A 16,994-nucleotide genomic window follows, 5' to 3' on the forward strand; every position below is an offset into this window, starting at 1 on the left:
GCACGCCATGACAGCAGCACCAACGCCAGCGGCCGGGACGCCCGGACCGGCGGTCCGGGCCAAAGGCTCGCTGCTGCTCAAGGCCGGCGGCCTGCTGGTCCGCACGGCGGCGGCCGCGCTCCTCGCCGTCGCCGTCGCAGCCTTCCTTTTCCTGGCCGCCGGCCCCAGGATCCTGGGATACCAGACAAGCACCATGCTTACCGGCTCGATGGCTCCGCTGATCAACCCCGGGGACGTCGTCGTCACCGTTCCCACGCCGGTCAGTTCCCTGAAGACCGGGGACATCATCACCTACAAGATCCCGGTGGAGGACCGGCGCGTGGAGACGCACAGGATCGTCAAGCTCACCCGCAACGGGAACGGCAGCACCACTTTGCGGACCAAGGGGGACGCGAACAACGGCGCCGATCCCTGGGAAGCGACCATCCAGGGAGACACCGTGGACGTCCAGGCCGCGACGGTGCCCTACCTCGGCACAGTGATCCGGACACTGCGCCAGCCGGCAGTGCTGATGGCCCTGACGTATGCGGTTCCCGGCGTCCTGGTGCTCATCCTGCTGGTCAGGATCTGGCGGAAAGGGCCCGACGCTCTGAACGGGTACCGGGACGGGGCGGATGGTGCAGAAACACAGACCGCAGGCTGAGGCACAGAAGCCGACCCTGGACGGGGAGCATCTTCGTTACCTGGCCGAGGAATCCTCGACGGAGGCCGCCGAGTCCTTCTCGGACAATTACGCAGCCCTCCTGGCCCAGCGCGTTGAACGCATCATCCGGAACGTCGGGGTGGGGAACCGGGATACGGCGATGGATGCCACCCTCAGCCTGCTAACGTCATCGTCAATGGCCGGTGCCCTGCAGATGAGCCACCTGTGCGCACAACTGGAGAAGGCCCTGGTCGCCGCCGACATGGCTGCTGCGGCCAGCGTGGCGCGGGACATCGACCTCCATGTGCCGGAACTGCAAGGCGCACTCGGCGGGCGGCGGCGCCCGGAACCCTAGGCTCCAGCCGCACACCGAACAGCCCATCAGATGAAAGCCGCAGCCCGTGCCCCGTAGCCGTCAGCCCTCCGACACGAAGACTGTGTCCCTGGCCCGGCGGCGCGCCGCCGGCGCTGCTGCTGCTGCCATACTGCTCAGCGGAGCTCCGGGGATCGCCGAAGCAGCCTTCAGCCGCACGGCTTCCGGGCAGGTCACAGCGTCCAGTCTGGCCCTTACCGTACCCGTAAGCGCCAGTGTTAGCGCCGTCTGCGGCAACGGCCGTGCACTCGCCGTCAGTGTCGCAAACTACGGATCGGTACCGGGCGCCACGGCCTACGAATTCATCCTGCTAAACCCCAGCGGTGTCCCTGTGCAGACAACAGCGGGGTCCTACTCAGCGCATCCTGCGGCCAAGGGCACTTGGACCTACCAGATCCGGGGTATCTACACCGCGGGCCCCGGCAACGTCTGGACCGGCACCCCATATCAAGGCACGGTGACCTGCTGACGAGAGTGGTGCCTGTCCCTTCAGCCCTGGGCGCACGCCGCCGTCACAAAGTCGTAGATCTGCCCGCGCAGCACCGTGCCGGCCGCGATCTTCAGCTGCCCCCCGCGTTCTCCAGCCCTCACACGCAAGGGCAGCAGGGTCCCGACTTTGTCTTCGGCGATGGCATGCGGATCGCAACGGGCAGGCCGGATCCGCAGGCGCAGTTCAGAGCGCGGGCCACCCTGCATGATGTCAACGTTCCGCGGCCAGGGTTCCTCCGCGGATTCGGCAATCAGGGTGGTCCCGTCAATGCTTTCGATGGTCAGCGACCGCCCCGTCACGTCCGGGCCGGCGCCGCCCGCATCCGGCCCGTCCGTTTGCGTCCCGTCCGTTTGCGTCCCGTCCGTTTGAGTCGGGGTGATGACCAGCCGGACGACGGCGGTGCGGGAGTCCGGTGCAACCTCAAGGCGGGGGTCCAGGACGATGTCCGCCACGGCGGCCGCCTCCTCCGCGAGGCAGAGCTCCGTATTATTCCGCTCGAGGACCCCGAAGGGGTCCGCGGCGACGGGTGCCACCTCCCGCAGCCCGGTCTGCCCAGGCTGCGAATACCGCACACTGGCGGTGGGCTGCCCAGTGGTTGATGGGCTCCGGTCACAGACCGGGGCCGGAAGCCCGGCGGGAAGACTCTTGGGCTGGCTGGGAGGCAGTTCGAGGCCGCCACCCTTCGGCTCCCAGGAGATGACCCCTTTGAACAATGGCGACGCAAGCCTGGCACCAGCTACCGTCAGGGGCTTGTCCGAGACGTTGGTGAGGAGAAGCTGGATGGCCTGTTTTCCGTACTGGTCACGCGATTGGTTCACCTCCACTGTTATGGGCAGTGCTTCGGGAGTCCCTTGTGGCTCCGGCGCGGTGCAGGCCGCCAGCGCGAGGACCGTCGCCGAGGCAGCCGCCGCCAAGGACGCAAGCCGACGGCGGCCACCAGTACGGCATGTCGCCCTGCCGGCGGATGCGCCATCCTCGCCCATGGGAACAGTCTAGGGGCGTCCGGAGCTGCCGGTGGCGGCACCGCCGTCAGGCAACGTCAGCGGCACCGCGTGCAGTGACCAGGAGGTCCCCGACCTGGCAGTGGAGCGCACCACAGATGGCCGTCAGCGACAGCCCCTGCGCGGCCTGACAAAGCCAGAGTCAAAGCCCTGCGGTCCCCGGACCGCCCTGCCGCGTTGTCGTCGGCCCCGGGCATCAAACACCCCATCGACATCGCCGCCCGGCAGGCTTGACCTTTCCTCGCTGGGATCCGGCAACAACGACAATGAGGTGGAGAAATGGGAACCCAGGATGATGTCGCCCCGGTGCGGCGAGGCTACGAGGCGTTCGGCGCAGGTGACATGGACACCCTTACCGGCCTGTTCAACGAGGACGCCGTTTGGCATTTGGGAGGGAGCGGCGGTCTTTCCGGTGACAAGCAGGGCCGGGATGCCATACTCGCCTACCTCGGTGAATTGTTCACGCGATCCGGCGGCACGGTCAAGGTCGGCTTGGACGATCTTATCGGCGGGGAAAACCACACCGTCGGCTTCCAGCGGGTGCACGCGCAACGCAATGGCACGGTCATCGACCAGCGCGCCGTCCTCGTATTTGCACTTAACGGCGGGAAGGTCAGCGAGGTGTACGAATTCCCTGAGGACACGGCCAAAGCGGCCGATTTCTGGTCGTAGCTCCCCTCGTTGCCGCCGGAGCCTCTATGCGACGTCGTCAGCGATGCTCGGGTCAGCCAGGTGTGCCAGCAGTGCTTTCTCCGGGTTGCCTGGGTATTCTTCGAGGTGCCGCAACAGGCTCTGGCGCACGTCAGGGCCTGTGGCCACCGCAGAAAGAACATCAATGATGACGCCCATGACCTGGCGGCGGATGGTCCATTCCTCCGCAGCGTACGTCATGCTCACCTCCTGTCCGGCCGCGAACCCTTTCCCCTGGTGGTCCCCCGGAGGATACTCCTGCTCCGGATACGCGTGTGGCAGCGGAGACGCGGGAACCAGTGGGGGCCGGCCCTTGATTGGGGCGGCCCCCACGTGGAGATCCCCAGGCTATTAATTCAGGTCAGACCCGGCTTCGCCGGGTGACTGCACCGTAGATCAAAAGAACAATGACGGCACCGAGGATTGACAGCAGCCAGGTCCTCAGGTCGAAGAAGTCACCCAGGCCACCACCGAAGATCAGCGATCCGATCCAGCCGCCGAGGATTGCCCCGACGACGCCCAAGACGAGGGTGACTATCCAACCGCCGCCCTGCCTCCCGGGAAGAATGGCTTTTGCAATGGCCCCGGCAATCAGACCGAGCAGGAGAAATCCAAGAATTCCCATGACGCACTTTCCTTTCCACCAGGCAGGTACCGCGGGTGTGGCACCAGCTATAGAGATGAGTTAATCAGCATGCTTAGTAGCTGGCAAGCACTGGCTGCCTGCGTCCTGCAAATTTCTCTTGTCAGGCCTTTGAAGGCGGTGCTATAAAAATCGGTATCAACCATCGTCGGAACTGAGGTCGAGGAGGGGTCACCGGCAGCAAAGTCAACGCCTCATGGACCGGGACGGGATACCGGTACACGCAAAGCTGCTTATTGGGCGGTGAGCTTTTAGAGAACGCCACAGCGCATTTTTGCGCAGGTGCAGCATCAATAGCGTGCGGATCCTCATTCCCGCTAAGTGGTCCCCGGCTGCACTCGCGGCCGGGGACCACATCACCCTAGCTGCACAGGAGATTGCAGCATCCGGAGTCATTGAGCTGGTTGTGGTGGATTCCAGTGGACCAGGCGACAATCGTCAGCTACGCCCTCGGCTATATCGCCGTTGCTATAGCCGTATTTCTTATGTTTTTGCCGGCGCTCGCAGTGCTTGGCCTGCTTCTGCTCGGGGCCGGCGCCGTGCAAGTGATCGTTCTACTCCTCAATGCCATGGCCGTGGGCCTCTACAAAGCTGTCCTCAGGCTGTACCACTACCTGCTGGACAGGTGGCAGAGCGGCCCGGGCAGCAGACTGGCCGCCCATTAGGGCGGACCGGCGCCCGGCCGACGCGCCGGGACATGGCCCCGCCCCAGGGGGCTGCTGAAACCTGCGCGCCCGTACATATGATGGCTGTCATGGACGAGGAACTGGAGCGCGCAGCCCTGGCCCTGTACGCGCTTCCGTTCGACGAGTTCATCGCCGCCCGCACTGCCGCCGCCAAGGACGCCGCCGCCTCCAACAAACCTCTTGCACAGGCGATCCGCACCCTGCCGAAGCCTTCCGTGGCCGGCTGGACCGTCAACATGCTGGCGCATCACCGGCCGGACGCCGTGCAGCAGCTCAGGAGCCTCGGCCAAACCATGCAGGAGGCACAGGCATCACTCGATGCCGCGGCCCTGCGGGAGCTCGCCAAGGAGCGGCGGAAGCTCCTCGGAACCGCCGTCGGTGAAGCACGGCTCGCCGCTGAGAAGCATGGCCGGAAGATCAGCGCCGCGGTGGCCACCGAAGTGGAAGAGACACTGCGGGCCGCAACTGCGGACCTGGCGGCTGCCGCCGCCGTCGAAAGCGGGCTGCTGCTCCGCGGACTGTCCGCCGACGGCGTGGACCAGGTCGATGTTAGCGACGCCGTGGCGCTTCCGTCCGCCCTCGGCAAGCTCCCGCCGCCCCCGCCCCCGCCCCCGAGCGGAACACAGCGACCGGACGCAGCGCACCCCCCGGCTAGTGGGACGCGGCGGCCGGCTGGGGCGCCGAAGAGTCGCCAAGAGGAACCGTCCGCGCCAAGCGCTCCGGCGGGTCGGCGCACACCCGCCCGTCCGCCGAGGGCCACGGAACACACCGGCGCCGAAGGGCACGAAAAGCCGCGGCTGCGGGCCGTCCGCTCCGCTCCCCGACCCGTGACGCCCTCCCTGTTGGAGAAGGCACAGGCAGCGCTGGCGGAAGCCGAGGAAGCTGCTGCGGAGGCAGCCGGCGAAGCCGAACGCCGCGCGCAGGCCCAGGAGGATGCAGCAGCAGCCTTCGTCCAGCTCACCTCGGAAGTAAACGCGGCACGGCAACGGCTCCGGAACCTGGAACTCTCACTCGATGCCGCCCGCAAGGAACGTGAAACCGCCGCTGCAGAGGCGAAGCAGTACGCCAGGGCAGCCGAGAAAACCCGGCGATCGGCCGTGCTCGCGAAGGAACGTGTCCTTCGTCTACGCAACACGCCGGACTGAACTGCCAAAAATGTCAGACCCCGGTTGCACGATGGAGCCATGGAAATTAATCAGGAGTTCCACGTAACTTACTTCGACGCCGACTGCGGCCGGATTCGCACCGAGGTCTTCGACACCGTGTCCGCCGCGGAACGTTTCGCCAGCCGCAGCATCACTGGCGAGGACAGCTGGGCCATCATCGACGTCGTCGCCGTCCACCGGGAGCAGCTGGCTGCTTAATGAAACAGCGGGAGGCCCCGCCCCGTCCGCTTCAGCGAACGTGGCGGGGCCTCCCTGCGAATGGGTCGCTAGCGACTCAGGCGAAGTCGGAGACAGCCGGGTCCGCGCCGATCCTGCCGCTACCTCCCGCAGTACGGTCCAGTCCGTTGATGGCGTCAACGTCCTGGGCGTCCAGCGTGACGTTCAGGGCGTGGAAGTTCTCACGGATCCTGGACTCCGTCACGGACTTGGGGATGACGACGTTGCCGATGGCCAAGTGCCAGGCGATGACCACCTGCGCCGGGGTGGCACCGTGCTTCTGTGCGATGCCCGCAATGGTCGGGTCCTCCAGGAGCTCCCCGCCCTGGCCCAGCGGAGACCAGGCCTGGGTCAGGATGCCTTGGGACGCGTTGAAGTCCCGCAGCTCTGCCTGGCTGAAGTACGGGTGCAGTTCCACCTGGTTGATGGCCGGGACCACGCCCGTCTCGTTGATGATGCGCTGCAGACCCTCGATGGTGAAGTTGGAGACGCCGATAGACTTAACCTTGCCGCGCTTCTGAAGTTCAATCAGCGCCTTCCAGGTGTCCACGTACTTGTCCTGCTTGGGCTGGAGCCAGTGGATCAGGTACAGGTCCAGTGTTTCCAGGCCAAGTCGCGCCAGGGACTCCTCGAACGCGGCGAGCGTTGATTCATAACCCTGGTCGGCATTCCACAGCTTGGTGGTGATGAAGATTTCCTCCGGGGACAGCCCGGAACTGGCAATCGCCCGGCCAACGCCGGATTCATTGCCGTAGATTTTGGCGGTATCGATGTGGCGGAAGCCGGCTTGGAAGGCCTGGAAGACAACCTTCTCGGCGACGTCATCTTCAACCTGCCACACCCCGTAGCCCAGCTGGGGAATGGTGTTGCCGTCATTGAACATCAGTGTGGGTGAAGAAGTCATTTCTCCATCCTGCCAACAATCAAACTTGCAGCGACGGAATACGACGAAGCTAAGCTAGCCGCGTAACGGCCCGCCGCGGGGAATATTTCGGCGGCAGGCGAAATACCTGCGGATCAGGACTCCGCCAGCCGCCGCTCGGCGTCGGCCACCTGTTCGAACACCGTTTCCGCGCGGCGCCAGACCGAGGCCGCGCCGACGGGCACAGGTCCCACCGCAAGCCGGAGCATCGCGGCCGCCTCGGCGGTGGCGGCGAGTGAGTTGCCTGCCTTGGACAGTGAGCGGTGGACACCGGACAGGTTGTGCGGAATATCCAGGCCATCGCTGGGCGACCGCCGCTGCGCCTCGACGCAGATCCCCCGGACTCGGCCAGAGAGCACCGCCAGCTGGTTCGCTATCTCCAGCAACTCTCCGTAGAGCTGGTCGTCCTCCACGCCCTCGAGCACCTGGTGGTAACGGTCCAGCCCGCGGTGGAACCGGTCGTGGGCACGGCGCCACAGGCCCTTGCCAAGTTCCGCGTCATCTTTCCGCCCTTGCCGGGCGGCCGTGAAAAATCCCAAAGAGGCCTACAGGTACTGGCCGGGGCCATGGTCGGAGTCTTCCTTCCGGCCCGGCTGCAGCGGGTCGCCCGGCTGCGGTGCCTTGGCACGCTGCGGCTCGCCGTTTTCACCAATGACGACGCCGGGCGCAATAACGGTGCCCGGCGGAAGCTGCCGGAGCTGCATCTGCGCCAGGGTGTGTTCCCGGGCCGCGTGCTGGGCGGCGACCGCCGTCTGGATCCCGTGGAACAGGCCCTCCAGCCAGCCCACCAGCTGGGCCTGCGCAATCCGCAGCTCGGCGTCCGACGGCGTGGCGTTGTCCGGGAAAGGCAGGCTGATCCGTTCCAATTCCTGAACCAGTTCCGGCGCCAGGCCGTCCTCGAGCTCCTTGATGGAGCGCTCGTGGATCTCCGCCAGGCGGCCGCGCGCGGCGTCGTCCAACGGCGCGGACTTCACCTCTTCGAGCAGCTGCCGGATCATGGTGCCGATTCGCATCACCTTGGCCGGCTCATCCACGAGGTCCTGCAGGTTGGCCTTGGGCTTGTCGGTCTCCGCGGGGTGACCAGCCGTTTCCGCATCCAGGGTGGTGCCCTCCACCGGCTCCTCGTCTTCCGCCGGCATGGCAGGCGGCATGCCGGGCTCCGCAGGCTGCTGCGCTGCGGGCTCCGGTGCGGGCTGAGCGCCCGGCGGACCGGGCTCGACGGCGGCCTGCGGACCGGCTGCCTGGGCGGGTTGAGTGTCTTCGGGATCGCTCATGCGTTCATACTCTCACGGGCCCGGAACGCCGAGTCCAGTCAATGAAGCTCCTTGACCAGGATTTCGCCTTCGTCCGTAGCGAAACCGCATTTGCGGTAGAAACCGACGGCGTAGGTGTTGGCAGGGACCCATACTTCCCCCACGCCGTTTCCCCTCATCCATGCCTCCATCGTCGCGACCAGCGCCCGGCCAATGCCCCGGCGGCGCCACGCGACACGGGTTCCCATCTCCATCAGCAGCAGCTCGGCCCACGGGCCGGGCGTCCGGCGCCGCTGGATGCAGCAGTGCAGGAAGCCCAAAGTCTGTCCCCCGGCCTCTGCCAACCAGAAGAGAACCGAGGGGTCCGCGAGGAAGTCCCGGGCGCCGTCGGGCGTTAATTCCCCCGACGGCGCGGTCCCCGGGTCCTCGTCAAAGAGGTTGTCCGTGGCAGCCAGCGCAACGAGCGCGCCAGCATCGGCCGGCCCGATCCTGCGGACGGCGAGCCCGGCCGGCGGGGCTCCCATGCTCAGCAGCACCTGCCCTGCGGGTTGCTGTCCTGGCGGTCCGTCCGGTCCCGCCAGAACGCCCGCTCGTCCATCGGAAGCGTGCCGTGGCCGGCCGCCGCATGGTGCTCCAGGTACTTCCGGTAGGCGTCGGCGCCCATGACTCCCGCCAGGTAACGCGCGGCGCCGCGAAAGGCCTCCGCTACCGGGGGCAGCAGGCCTCCCAACCGGGCTCCCGCGCTCATCAGTGGTGGCCCGCCCGCTCAACCCGCATGTCGGCGGGCAGTTTGCTCCATTCCGACATGAGCTCCCGTTCGGCGGGCGTGGGGATCAGCCCGGCGGGCGCGTAGACACGAGACGGATGCGGCCGGTCCTCGTTATTGACGTTGGGAATCCCCGCAGCCGTATTCCGGTACGCCTTCACCGTGGCCAGCACCGCGGTGACGATGACGACGATGCTCAGGACGACGAAAATGATGGACAGCCAGCCCTGGATCATGGTGTTGCGGACCACCGCTTCCATGGCCGCCGTGGTCTTGGCAGTACCGAAGGAGGTTTTTCCGTCGGCCAGGGCCTTACTGAAGGCCGCGTTGTTGGCGAAGTACCCCACCGCCGGGACGGAGGAGAAGATCTTATGGATGCTTGCCGTGATGGTGACGACGGCGGTGAACGCCAGCGGGACGGCCACAATCCACAGGTACCTGAAGGAGCCGCGCTTCGCCGCGATGGCCATGCACACTGCGAGGGCGATCGCTGCCAGCAGCTGGTTGGCGATGCCGAACAGCGGGAAGAGAGTGTTGATGCCGCCCAGCGGGTCGGTGACGCCCATCAGCAGCACGGCGCCCCAGGCGCCGACCATGATCGCCGTACAAAGCCACGCGCCGGGCCGCCAGGACGCTTCCTTGAACTTCGGGGCAAAGTTCCCGATCGAATCCTGCAGCATGAACCGCGCAACGCGCGTTCCGGCGTCGACCGCCGTGAGGATGAACAGCGCCTCGAACATGATGGCGAAGTGGTACCAGAAGGCCATCATGCCGGTGCCGCCGATGAACTGCTGCATGATGTGGGCAAGACCAACGGCCAGTGTTGGCGCGCCGCCGGAGCGCGAGACGATGCTTTCCTCGCCTACGTTCGCGGCGGTCTGGGCCAAGACGTCGGGAGTGATGTTGACGCCGGCGAGGCCGAGTCCGTTGACCCACTGGGCCGCCGTCTCCACGGTCCCTCCGGTCAGCGCCGCGGGCGCGTTCATGGCGAAGTAGATCCCGCGGTCGATCGAGATCGCCGCGACGAGCGCCATGATGGCGACGAAGGATTCCATCAGCATGCCGCCGTAGCCGATGAACCTCGTCTGGCGTTCCTTCTCGATGAGCTTCGGCGTGGTGCCGGAGGAAATCAGGGCGTGGAAGCCGGACAGCGCGCCGCAGGCGATGGTCACGAACAGGAACGGGAACAGGGCGCCGGAGAAGACCGGCCCGTTCTCGCGGCCCGCGAACTCGCTGAAGGCGGGAACGGTGATTTCCGGACGCACCACGATGATGGCCAGGGCCAGCATCGCGATCACGCCGATCTTCATGAACGTTGAGAGGTAGTCCCGGGGTGCCAAAAGGAGCCACACCGGAAGGATGGCCGCGATGAAGCCGTAGACGATGAGGCCCCACGCGATGGTGACCTTGTCCAGGTGGAAGAACGCCGCGCCCCATTCGGTGCCGGCCACCGCGCCGCCGCCGATGATGGCGGCCATGAGCAGGACGAAGCCGATGATGGAAACCTCCATGACCTTGCCCGGACGCAGATACCTCAGGTACACACCCATGAAGAGCGCGATCGGGATGGTCATGCCTACGGAGAAGACGCCCCAGGGGCTCTCCCCCAGGGCATTCACGACGACGAGCGCCAGGATCGCGACGATGATCACCATGATGAGCAGGGTTGCCGCGAGGGCGGCGGTGCCGCCGATGACGCCAAGCTCCTCACGTGCCATCTGGCCGAGGGAACGGCCGCCGCGGCGCATGGAGAAGAACATGACCAGATAATCCTGGACAGCGCCCGCGAGGACGACGCCGAGAATGATCCAGATGGTGCCGGGGAGGTACCCCATCTGGGCGGCGATGACGGGCCCCACCAGCGGGCCGGCCCCGGCGATGGCGGCGAAGTGGTGCCCGAAAAGGACGTTGCGGTCCGTGCGGACATAGTCCTTGCCGTCGGCTTTGTACTCCGCCGGCGTGGCGCGACGGTCGTCCGGCTTCAGCAGATAGCGCTCGATGACCTTCGAATAGAAGCGGTAGCCGATCAGGTAGGTGCACACCGAGGCGAACACGAACCAGATGGCGTTGACGGTCTCGCCCCTGACCAGTGCCAGCATGAACCAGGCCACGCCACCCAGGAGCGCGATGGCTACCCAGACGGCGATCTTGGCAGGTGTCCATCTGCGCTCCTCGGCGCCGCGGACCGCGTCATCCACCGACGTCGGCGGCAGCAATTCGTCGGCGGGGGGATTGAGTCCCCCGTCCGCCCTTCGGATCCCGTCCTCAGGCATGGTGCCCATGTTTCCTCCTTGAGATTCCCAGCTGGCACGGAGTGTGCCACCGGCACCCTACCAAGGTGGCTACCGTCAGCCGCGGCCATTTGCCGGGTGCTGCCGGAGGAATCGACGAGCGGTCGCGACGCCGCGGTGAGCGGAGGGCTGCCGCCCTGTCCAGGACTGTCCGGGGCCAATTCAGCTGGCATTGCGGAGGCTACTAGGTGCCAGCGCTTCGGCGGGACACCGGCAGACGGGCGCGGGCGAAAACCCAGGCCAGTGCACTGCCGGTCAGCGGGACGGCAACGAGCAGGGCAAGCAGCGGCAGCCAGGGAACCACGGGCACCGCGAACATCCGGGTGGCCCCGATGAGCAGGACTGCGGGCACCACCCCGGCGGCCACTCCCAACGAGGTGCCCAGGGACGCGGTCATGAGCGACTGCGCGCCCGCCAGCGCCTTTCGCAGCCGCGGCGGTGCCCCGACTCCGGCAAGCGTCATGTGGTCAGCCCGGGCATCGGCGAGCGCCAGGCCTGTGGTGATGCCGGCGGCGCTGAGGGTAATGAGTGCACTGGTGCCCACGATCAGCCACAGCAGCTCGGAGCCCGTACGGTCCGCTCCCGGCTCAACGTAAAAGCCCATGGCCTGGATCCGGTAAACGTGCGCCAGCGCCGCCGATGCCCTGTCCTGCTCGGCGGCTTCCGGGTAGGCGGACAGCTGGGCCAGCATCACGGAGTTGTCGAAGTGGATACCCAGCCTGGACGCCGTGCCCGGCTGAATGACTCCGTAGAACGGGACCGGGACGTCTGGCACCTCCACGACTGCGGGCAGCTCTGAGGCGCCCAGGGCCTTGTGGGCAGCGACGGAACCGGGGCCCGGAACGGACTGGCGCACGTCGTAGGACTGGAGCGTGGTCTTCCCGTCCTTTTCGAAGACCGGATTGCTGACCACCATTCCACCGGTGTTCAGCGCGTCCACCGCGGTAGGACTGGGGTCGCGGCCCAGCACTGCCCGCAGCTCGTCGACGCCGCCCACCACCAGCTGCGGCAGCTGTCCGGACACGCCGGCCGGGAACATCGATCCGTTGCACCGCCAGTCGCTCCCGTCCAGGACCCGGCCCTGCGGCGTCGCAGGGCACTCGTGGCCCGCCGGCACTGCCAGCTTGTACTGCAGGCAGTCCGCGCTGTCACCACCGGCGGGAGCGGATCCATCGGCCGCGGCCCTCCTGTCGCACTTGCTGGTCACCGGGCTCTTCAGGACCTGCGTCCACTGCACGGTGCTGAGTTCATTCCGCAGTGCGGCGGCCACCGCAGCCGGGTCGATGGCCTGGGCGGCGGGACCGCCCGGGTCACCCACGGGCGCGGTTTCCAGCGGCAGCGTGACCTGGTTTTCGTGGGCAGCCCACATATGTGTGCGTTTTGCTTCGTCCATCTGGCTTGCCGAGAGGACCATCGCGGCGCTGGCCAGCGTTGCTGCGGCGAGGACAGCGGCCACGGCCGGCACGGTGCGGCTCCGGTTCCTGGCGGAGTCCCGGGCGGCCATCCGCAGCGGCAACGGCATCCACGCGGTACGTGCAGTCAGGACCCGCACGAACGTCCCGGTGAGCAGCACGAGGGCTGCCACCGCCAGGACCGCGCCGCCGGTGAGCAAAGCCGCAACCAGCGGAGTCCGGGCAGCGACGGCGTCCAGATCCCCGGCCAGCCCCAGCATGTGCCCGGCCGCCAGGCAGATGACTGCCAGAACCAGTAGCCCCGCGCCCAGCCGCCCCGGCCACGGCCCGGACACGGCTGGTGCGCGGCCGGACTTCAGCGCGCCGAGCGCAGCCTGCCGGGCAACCTGACGGGCAGGAACCACTGCCGCCAGAAAACATGCCAGCAGGCCCATCGCCATGGCCGCCGCGGCGGGCAGGATGTCCAGGTGGAAGCCTGGAAAGCGGACGGAGCCCAGGTGCCTTGCTATGCCCACCACCGCGGCGGCCCCGCCGGCCCCGATCCCGACGCCGACGACCACCGCGATGGTCCCAAGCCACAGCCCGGCGGCGGTCACCACCGCGCGGACAGCGGGCGCTTCCGCACCGTTGGCGGCAAGCAGGGCAAGCTCACGGACCTGGCGCTTGGCTCCCACGGCAAACGCTGCCCCGGCCAGGAGGCCCACTTCGAGCAGGGCAAGGGCTGCGATCAGCGCGCCGGCAACGTAGCCGGCGGCGGGCATGGCACCGGAGCTGGCCACCCCGCTGCCCGCGACGTGCGGCGGATCGAGTGCCACGGCTCTGGAGAGCACAGCGATGCCTGACCGGTTCAGGCCACGGATCTGGTCCCACGTCACGGGCTTTGAACCCACGAGGTAGTACATCGTTTCAGCGAGCGGGTTCCCTTGGGCAGCCGGGCTGTCCATCGCCGCCTGGCCGGGCTTGAGAAACAGCACGGGGTTGCCGTCCGAGTAGGTGGCATCCCGGAGCGTGCCGACGACGGCAAAGGTGCCGTCCGCCGTCGTCAGCCTGTCCCCGACGCGGATTCCGAAGCGTTCCAGCGCTCCAGGGGAGGCAAGGATTTCGCCGTTGGCAGCAGCGGGCCTGCCGTCCAGGAGTGTGTATTTGCCGCCGAAGGCGGGGTTCAGGGCATCGACGGCCTTGGCCATCACCGGGACATCGGACGTGCCCACACCGGACGCACGGGCGCGGACCGTGAGCGTCAGCTGGGTCTCGGTCAGGACTTCGTACCCGCCGGGGATGGCGTCCCGCGGGTTCCGTGCCTTGAAGTCTGGATCGCTGGTGAAGTTCCGTGTCAAGGCGGCCGTCTCAAGCACGGGATCCTGCACGGTCTCGGCGTTCGACGCGTACATGGTGCGGAACCGGGCCTGGGTGCTGCCCAGCTGGTACTGCACCCGTTCCGCCGGCGTTTCCTCCATGCTCTGCGCCAGGGCCGCAGCACCGGTCATGCCGGCAACGGGCAGCAGGATCAGCATGATGATCAGGAGTGACCGGCCGCGGTGCCGGCTGATGTCGCGGCGCGCCATCCGCAGAGCAAGGCGGTAACTGTGCCAGCGGCCGTGAGGCACGGGCGCAACGTCAAGGGCCATCTCAGCGGCCAACCGGCGCCAGAAGAACGGCGGGATCGTGCATCGCCGCTGCCTCGTCCACGATCCTGCCGTCGCGGATAAACACCACACGGTCGGCCCACGCTGCGTGGCGCGCCTCGTGCGTGACCAGCATGACGGCGGCGCCGGCGTCGGCCCGGGAGCGGAGGACCTCCATCACGCCGTGGCCTGTCGTGGAGTCAAGCGCGCCGGTGGGTTCGTCGGCGAGGATCAGCCGCCGGCTCCCCACGATGGCTCGCGCAATGGCCACGCGCTGCTGCTGGCCGCCGGACATTTCGTCCATGAACCGGTCTGCCAGCTCCGGGATGCCCACCTGCCGCAGGGCATCCAGTGCCTGCCGGTGCGCTTTCCTGGCCGGCACGCCGTCGAGCTCGAGCGGCAGGGCGACATTTTCGGCGGCCGACAGCGTCGGGACCAGGTTGAAGTCCTGGAAGACGTACCCCACGGCACGGCGGCGGAGCCGTGCCAGCGCGTTCAGTCCCAGCCCCGCCAGGGGCGTTGACTCCACAAAGACGCCGCCCGACGTCGGCCGGTCCAGTCCGCCGGCCAGCGCCAGCAGGGATGATTTTCCGGAACCGGACGGCCCCATCACCGCAACGAATTCCCCGGCGTTGACGGTGAGGTCAACATCCCGCAGCGCGGCGACCGCCGTCGCTCCCTGGCCGAACGTCCTGCTGACCTTCGCGAGTTCAAGGACCTGCTGGGTCCCCTGCACGCTCACCGGCGGTTCTCCGCTGTGAGCGGGGCAGCCTCTTCCACAGCGACCCCGTTGGACGGTTTACGTGCCTGGCTGCGCGTGCCGGAAGCCTGTGCAAGCTGCACCATCCGGGCCTCGCATAGGTCCAGCCAGCGGATCTCGGCCTCGGTCTGGAAGATCAGCGAATCCAGCACCAGCAGCCAGGCCGTGTCTGCTGCCCGCTGGTTGGCGGCGGTGTCCCGCCGCGCCTTCGTATAGTCCTGCAGGGCACGCATGGAAGCGGCGCGCTGGGCCTGGATGATGGCTGCCACGTCCACGCCCGGCAGGGTGACGGCGAGCGCAAGTTTGATGGCGAGCTCGTTCCGCGGCGGGTTGCTGCGTTCCACCGGCGTCGCGAACCAGCCCTGGACCTCTGCCCTGCCGGCGTCGGTGATGCTGTACACGACGTGGCCTTCGCCGTCGCCGCCGTCGTTGCTGACCAGGCCGTCACGTTCCAGCCGGTCAAGCGTGGTGTACACCTGCCCGATGTTCAGCGGCCAGGTGGAACCGGTGCGGTCTTCGAATTCGACCCTGAGCTGGTAGCCGTAACGCGGCTGGTCCTGGAGGAGGGCGAGGAGGCTGTGGCGGATGGACATCTGGCTCCTTGGCTGGAAGTCAGCGGCATGCACACGCCCCCAAGACGTGTGCATACCGCGTATGCCACGAGCCTAGCCGGAGTCTTCGTGGATGGCAATACTGAGTATCTACCGAGGCGCTGTTACATCAGCAGCAGGACTTTGCCCACGTGCTCGCCGGAATCGAAGTACTTGTGGGCCGCCCTGGCCTGGTCCAGCGGGAACGTCTTGGCCACCAGCGGCTGGATCCGCCCGTCAGTGACGAGGGGCCATACGGAGTCCCGGACCGCCGCCATGATGACGCCCTTCTCCGCAGCCGGACGGGGACGGAGGGCCGTGGCGACGACGGCCGCGCGCTTTCGCAGCAGCTGCCCCAGGTCCAGTTCGCCCTTGGCGCCTCCCTGCAGCCCGATGACGACAAGCCGGCCGTAGTCCGCCAGTGCGTCCACGTTTTTCTGCAGGTACTTGGCGCCCACGACGTCGAGGATGACGTCGGCACCCTTGCCCCCGTTCTGGGCGCGGAGGCTCTCGGCGAAGTCCTCCTCTGCGTAGTTGATGGCGATGTCGGCACCGAGGAAGGCCTTGGCGGTGCTGACTTTTTCGTCGGTCCCCGCGGTGGTGGCCACGGTGGCGCCCAACGCCTTGGCGAGCTGGATGGCCATGGTGCCAATGCCTCCCGTGGCCCCGTGGATCAGGACCGTCTCCCCCGGCTGCAGTTGCGCCGTCATGACCAGGTTTGAATACACCGTTGCCGCCACCTCAGGCAGGGCGGCAGCGGTCACCAGGTCGACGCCGTCGGGAATCCTCAGCACCTGCTCCGACGGCACCGCGACCTGCTGGGCGTAGCCGCCGCCGGACAGCAGGGCCACCACCTTGTCCCCGATGGAAAACGGCTTGGCAACGCCCGGGCCGAAGCCCGCGATCCTGCCGGAAACCTCCAGCCCGGGAATTTCCGAAGCACCCGGCGGTGGCGGGTAGAAGCCCCTGCGCTGCTGGACGTCAGCGCGGTTCAGTCCCGCCGCCACCACATCGATGAGGACCTCGCCGTGGCCCGGCTTGGGAGCCGGCACCTCACGGATTTCCAGCACTTCCGGCCCGCCGGGCTCCGAGATAAAGACGGCTTTCATGGCGAACTCCCGATTTCTAGCTGATTCCTGCCCCAAAAATACTGTGCACCGGCGACAACTGCCACGCGGCGGTTTTTGTTGCAGCCAACTGCCTATGAAACACTACTAGTTAGGGAAGGTTGTCCGAGCGGCCGAAGGAGCTGGTCTTGAAAACCAGTGTGCGGTAACCCCGTACCAAGAGTTCGAATCTCTTACCTTCCGCGCAGGAGTCAGTGCCGTGCGAAAGCCGTACACTGACGGCCATTTTGAGGGCCGGCCGGGCCAATCGAAAGATTGGCTTGGCCGGCCTTTTGCGTCAGCAAGTAGGGGTGCTTCGTACGGGCAAGTAGGGGTACGGGCGGGGGCCCGAAAATCAGGT

The 16,994-nt window shown here is 67.2% G+C and carries 20 protein-coding genes and 1 tRNA gene; 8 read left to right on the forward strand and 13 right to left on the reverse strand.

Annotated elements, in window-relative coordinates; translation table 11 throughout:
- Positions 1 to 7 precede the first annotated feature (7 nt).
- Genes AC1DFE_RS18445 through AC1DFE_RS18455 form a run of 3 tightly spaced genes read left to right on the forward strand, consistent with a single transcriptional unit; the run spans position 8 to position 1,485 of the window.
- The gene (locus AC1DFE_RS18445) at positions 8 to 643 is read left to right on the forward strand and encodes a signal peptidase I (protein ID WP_476907316.1); all 636 of its coding nucleotides are present in this window, start codon (positions 8 to 10) and stop codon (positions 641 to 643) included.
- Positions 618 to 998, forward strand: coding sequence for a hypothetical protein (locus tag AC1DFE_RS18450; protein WP_476907317.1), 381 nt, complete (start codon positions 618 to 620; stop codon positions 996 to 998). Before AC1DFE_RS18445 ends, AC1DFE_RS18450 begins: the two co-directional genes overlap by 26 nt.
- Before the next feature lie 46 nt (positions 999 to 1,044).
- The gene (locus AC1DFE_RS18455) at positions 1,045 to 1,485 is read left to right on the forward strand and encodes a hypothetical protein (RefSeq protein WP_476907318.1); all 441 of its coding nucleotides are present in this window, start codon (positions 1,045 to 1,047) and stop codon (positions 1,483 to 1,485) included.
- A 20-nt stretch (positions 1,486 to 1,505) separates the two neighbouring features.
- On the opposite strand, the gene AC1DFE_RS18460 is transcribed toward AC1DFE_RS18455, so the two are convergent.
- Positions 1,506 to 2,324, reverse strand: a complete 819-nt coding sequence (locus tag AC1DFE_RS18460) for a hypothetical protein (RefSeq protein WP_476907319.1) — start codon at positions 2,322 to 2,324, stop codon at positions 1,506 to 1,508.
- 462 nt (positions 2,325 to 2,786) lie between these two features.
- Between AC1DFE_RS18460 and AC1DFE_RS18465 the strand changes: the two genes are divergently transcribed.
- A complete protein-coding gene (locus tag AC1DFE_RS18465) occupies positions 2,787 to 3,179 on the forward strand; it encodes a nuclear transport factor 2 family protein (protein WP_476907320.1) in 393 nt (130 codons plus the stop codon).
- A 24-nt stretch (positions 3,180 to 3,203) separates the two neighbouring features.
- Here the strand turns inward: AC1DFE_RS18465 and AC1DFE_RS18470 are convergent, their stop codons facing one another.
- Together AC1DFE_RS18470 and AC1DFE_RS18475 are read right to left on the reverse strand one after the other, a co-directional pair.
- Positions 3,204 to 3,398, reverse strand: a complete 195-nt coding sequence (locus AC1DFE_RS18470; protein ID WP_476907321.1) for a hypothetical protein — start codon at positions 3,396 to 3,398, stop codon at positions 3,204 to 3,206.
- Positions 3,399 to 3,558: 160 nt separating this feature from the next.
- The gene (locus tag AC1DFE_RS18475) at positions 3,559 to 3,822 is read right to left on the reverse strand and encodes a GlsB/YeaQ/YmgE family stress response membrane protein (protein WP_003801204.1); all 264 of its coding nucleotides are present in this window, start codon (positions 3,820 to 3,822) and stop codon (positions 3,559 to 3,561) included.
- A gap of 437 nt (positions 3,823 to 4,259) precedes the next feature.
- Between AC1DFE_RS18475 and AC1DFE_RS18480 the strand changes: the two genes are divergently transcribed.
- The 3 genes from AC1DFE_RS18480 to AC1DFE_RS18490 all read left to right on the forward strand — a co-directional run bounded on the left by AC1DFE_RS18480 (position 4,260) and on the right by AC1DFE_RS18490 (position 5,890).
- A complete protein-coding gene (locus AC1DFE_RS18480) occupies positions 4,260 to 4,505 on the forward strand; it encodes a hypothetical protein (protein WP_476907322.1) in 246 nt (81 codons plus the stop codon).
- 89 nt (positions 4,506 to 4,594) lie between these two features.
- Entirely contained in the window at positions 4,595 to 5,671 is a 1,077-nt protein-coding gene (locus AC1DFE_RS18485; RefSeq protein WP_476907323.1) for a hypothetical protein, read from the forward strand.
- A gap of 39 nt (positions 5,672 to 5,710) precedes the next feature.
- The gene (locus AC1DFE_RS18490) at positions 5,711 to 5,890 is read left to right on the forward strand and encodes a hypothetical protein (protein ID WP_476907324.1); all 180 of its coding nucleotides are present in this window, start codon (positions 5,711 to 5,713) and stop codon (positions 5,888 to 5,890) included.
- Positions 5,891 to 5,966: 76 nt separating this feature from the next.
- Here the strand turns inward: AC1DFE_RS18490 and AC1DFE_RS18495 are convergent, their stop codons facing one another.
- The 10 genes from AC1DFE_RS18495 to AC1DFE_RS18540 all read right to left on the reverse strand — a co-directional run bounded on the left by AC1DFE_RS18495 (position 5,967) and on the right by AC1DFE_RS18540 (position 16,636).
- Positions 5,967 to 6,812 (reverse strand): aldo/keto reductase, encoded by an 846-nt coding sequence (locus AC1DFE_RS18495; RefSeq protein WP_476907325.1) that lies wholly within the window; start codon positions 6,810 to 6,812, stop codon positions 5,967 to 5,969.
- Positions 6,813 to 6,925: 113 nt separating this feature from the next.
- Positions 6,926 to 7,369 (reverse strand): hypothetical protein, encoded by a 444-nt coding sequence (locus tag AC1DFE_RS18500; RefSeq protein ID WP_476907326.1) that lies wholly within the window; start codon positions 7,367 to 7,369, stop codon positions 6,926 to 6,928.
- 6 nt (positions 7,370 to 7,375) lie between these two features.
- Complete coding sequence (locus AC1DFE_RS18505) at positions 7,376 to 7,981, reverse strand: bacterial proteasome activator family protein (protein ID WP_476907349.1); 606 nt, start codon at positions 7,979 to 7,981, stop codon at positions 7,376 to 7,378.
- Between the two features lie 161 nt (positions 7,982 to 8,142).
- Positions 8,143 to 8,607 (reverse strand): GNAT family N-acetyltransferase, encoded by a 465-nt coding sequence (locus AC1DFE_RS18510; RefSeq protein ID WP_476907327.1) that lies wholly within the window; start codon positions 8,605 to 8,607, stop codon positions 8,143 to 8,145.
- 2 nt (positions 8,608 to 8,609) lie between these two features.
- The gene (locus AC1DFE_RS18515; protein WP_476907328.1) at positions 8,610 to 8,831 is read right to left on the reverse strand and encodes a YbdD/YjiX family protein; all 222 of its coding nucleotides are present in this window, start codon (positions 8,829 to 8,831) and stop codon (positions 8,610 to 8,612) included.
- Positions 8,831 to 11,131: a carbon starvation CstA family protein gene (locus AC1DFE_RS18520; RefSeq protein ID WP_476907329.1), complete on the reverse strand. Its 2,301-nt coding sequence runs from the start codon at positions 11,129 to 11,131 to the stop codon at positions 8,831 to 8,833. The genes AC1DFE_RS18515 and AC1DFE_RS18520 overlap by 1 nt, the downstream gene beginning before the upstream one ends.
- Positions 11,132 to 11,324: 193 nt before the next feature.
- On the reverse strand, positions 11,325 to 14,180 hold the full coding sequence (locus AC1DFE_RS18525; protein WP_476907330.1) for an FtsX-like permease family protein: 2,856 nt from the start codon (positions 14,178 to 14,180) through the stop codon (positions 11,325 to 11,327).
- 1 nt (position 14,181) lies between these two features.
- Entirely contained in the window at positions 14,182 to 14,919 is a 738-nt protein-coding gene (locus AC1DFE_RS18530; protein WP_476907331.1) for an ABC transporter ATP-binding protein, read from the reverse strand.
- Entirely contained in the window at positions 14,916 to 15,530 is a 615-nt protein-coding gene (locus AC1DFE_RS18535; protein WP_476907332.1) for a PadR family transcriptional regulator, read from the reverse strand. Before AC1DFE_RS18535 ends, AC1DFE_RS18530 begins: the two co-directional genes overlap by 4 nt.
- Positions 15,531 to 15,652: 122 nt before the next feature.
- Positions 15,653 to 16,636: an NAD(P)H-quinone oxidoreductase gene (locus AC1DFE_RS18540; protein WP_476907333.1), complete on the reverse strand. Its 984-nt coding sequence runs from the start codon at positions 16,634 to 16,636 to the stop codon at positions 15,653 to 15,655.
- 113 nt (positions 16,637 to 16,749) lie between these two features.
- On the opposite strand from AC1DFE_RS18540, the gene AC1DFE_RS18545 reads away from it, so the two are divergent.
- Positions 16,750 to 16,837: transfer RNA gene (locus tag AC1DFE_RS18545), tRNA-Ser, on the forward strand.
- Positions 16,838 to 16,994 lie beyond the last annotated feature (157 nt).

The organism is Arthrobacter sp. 05T423, from assembly GCF_056396245.1.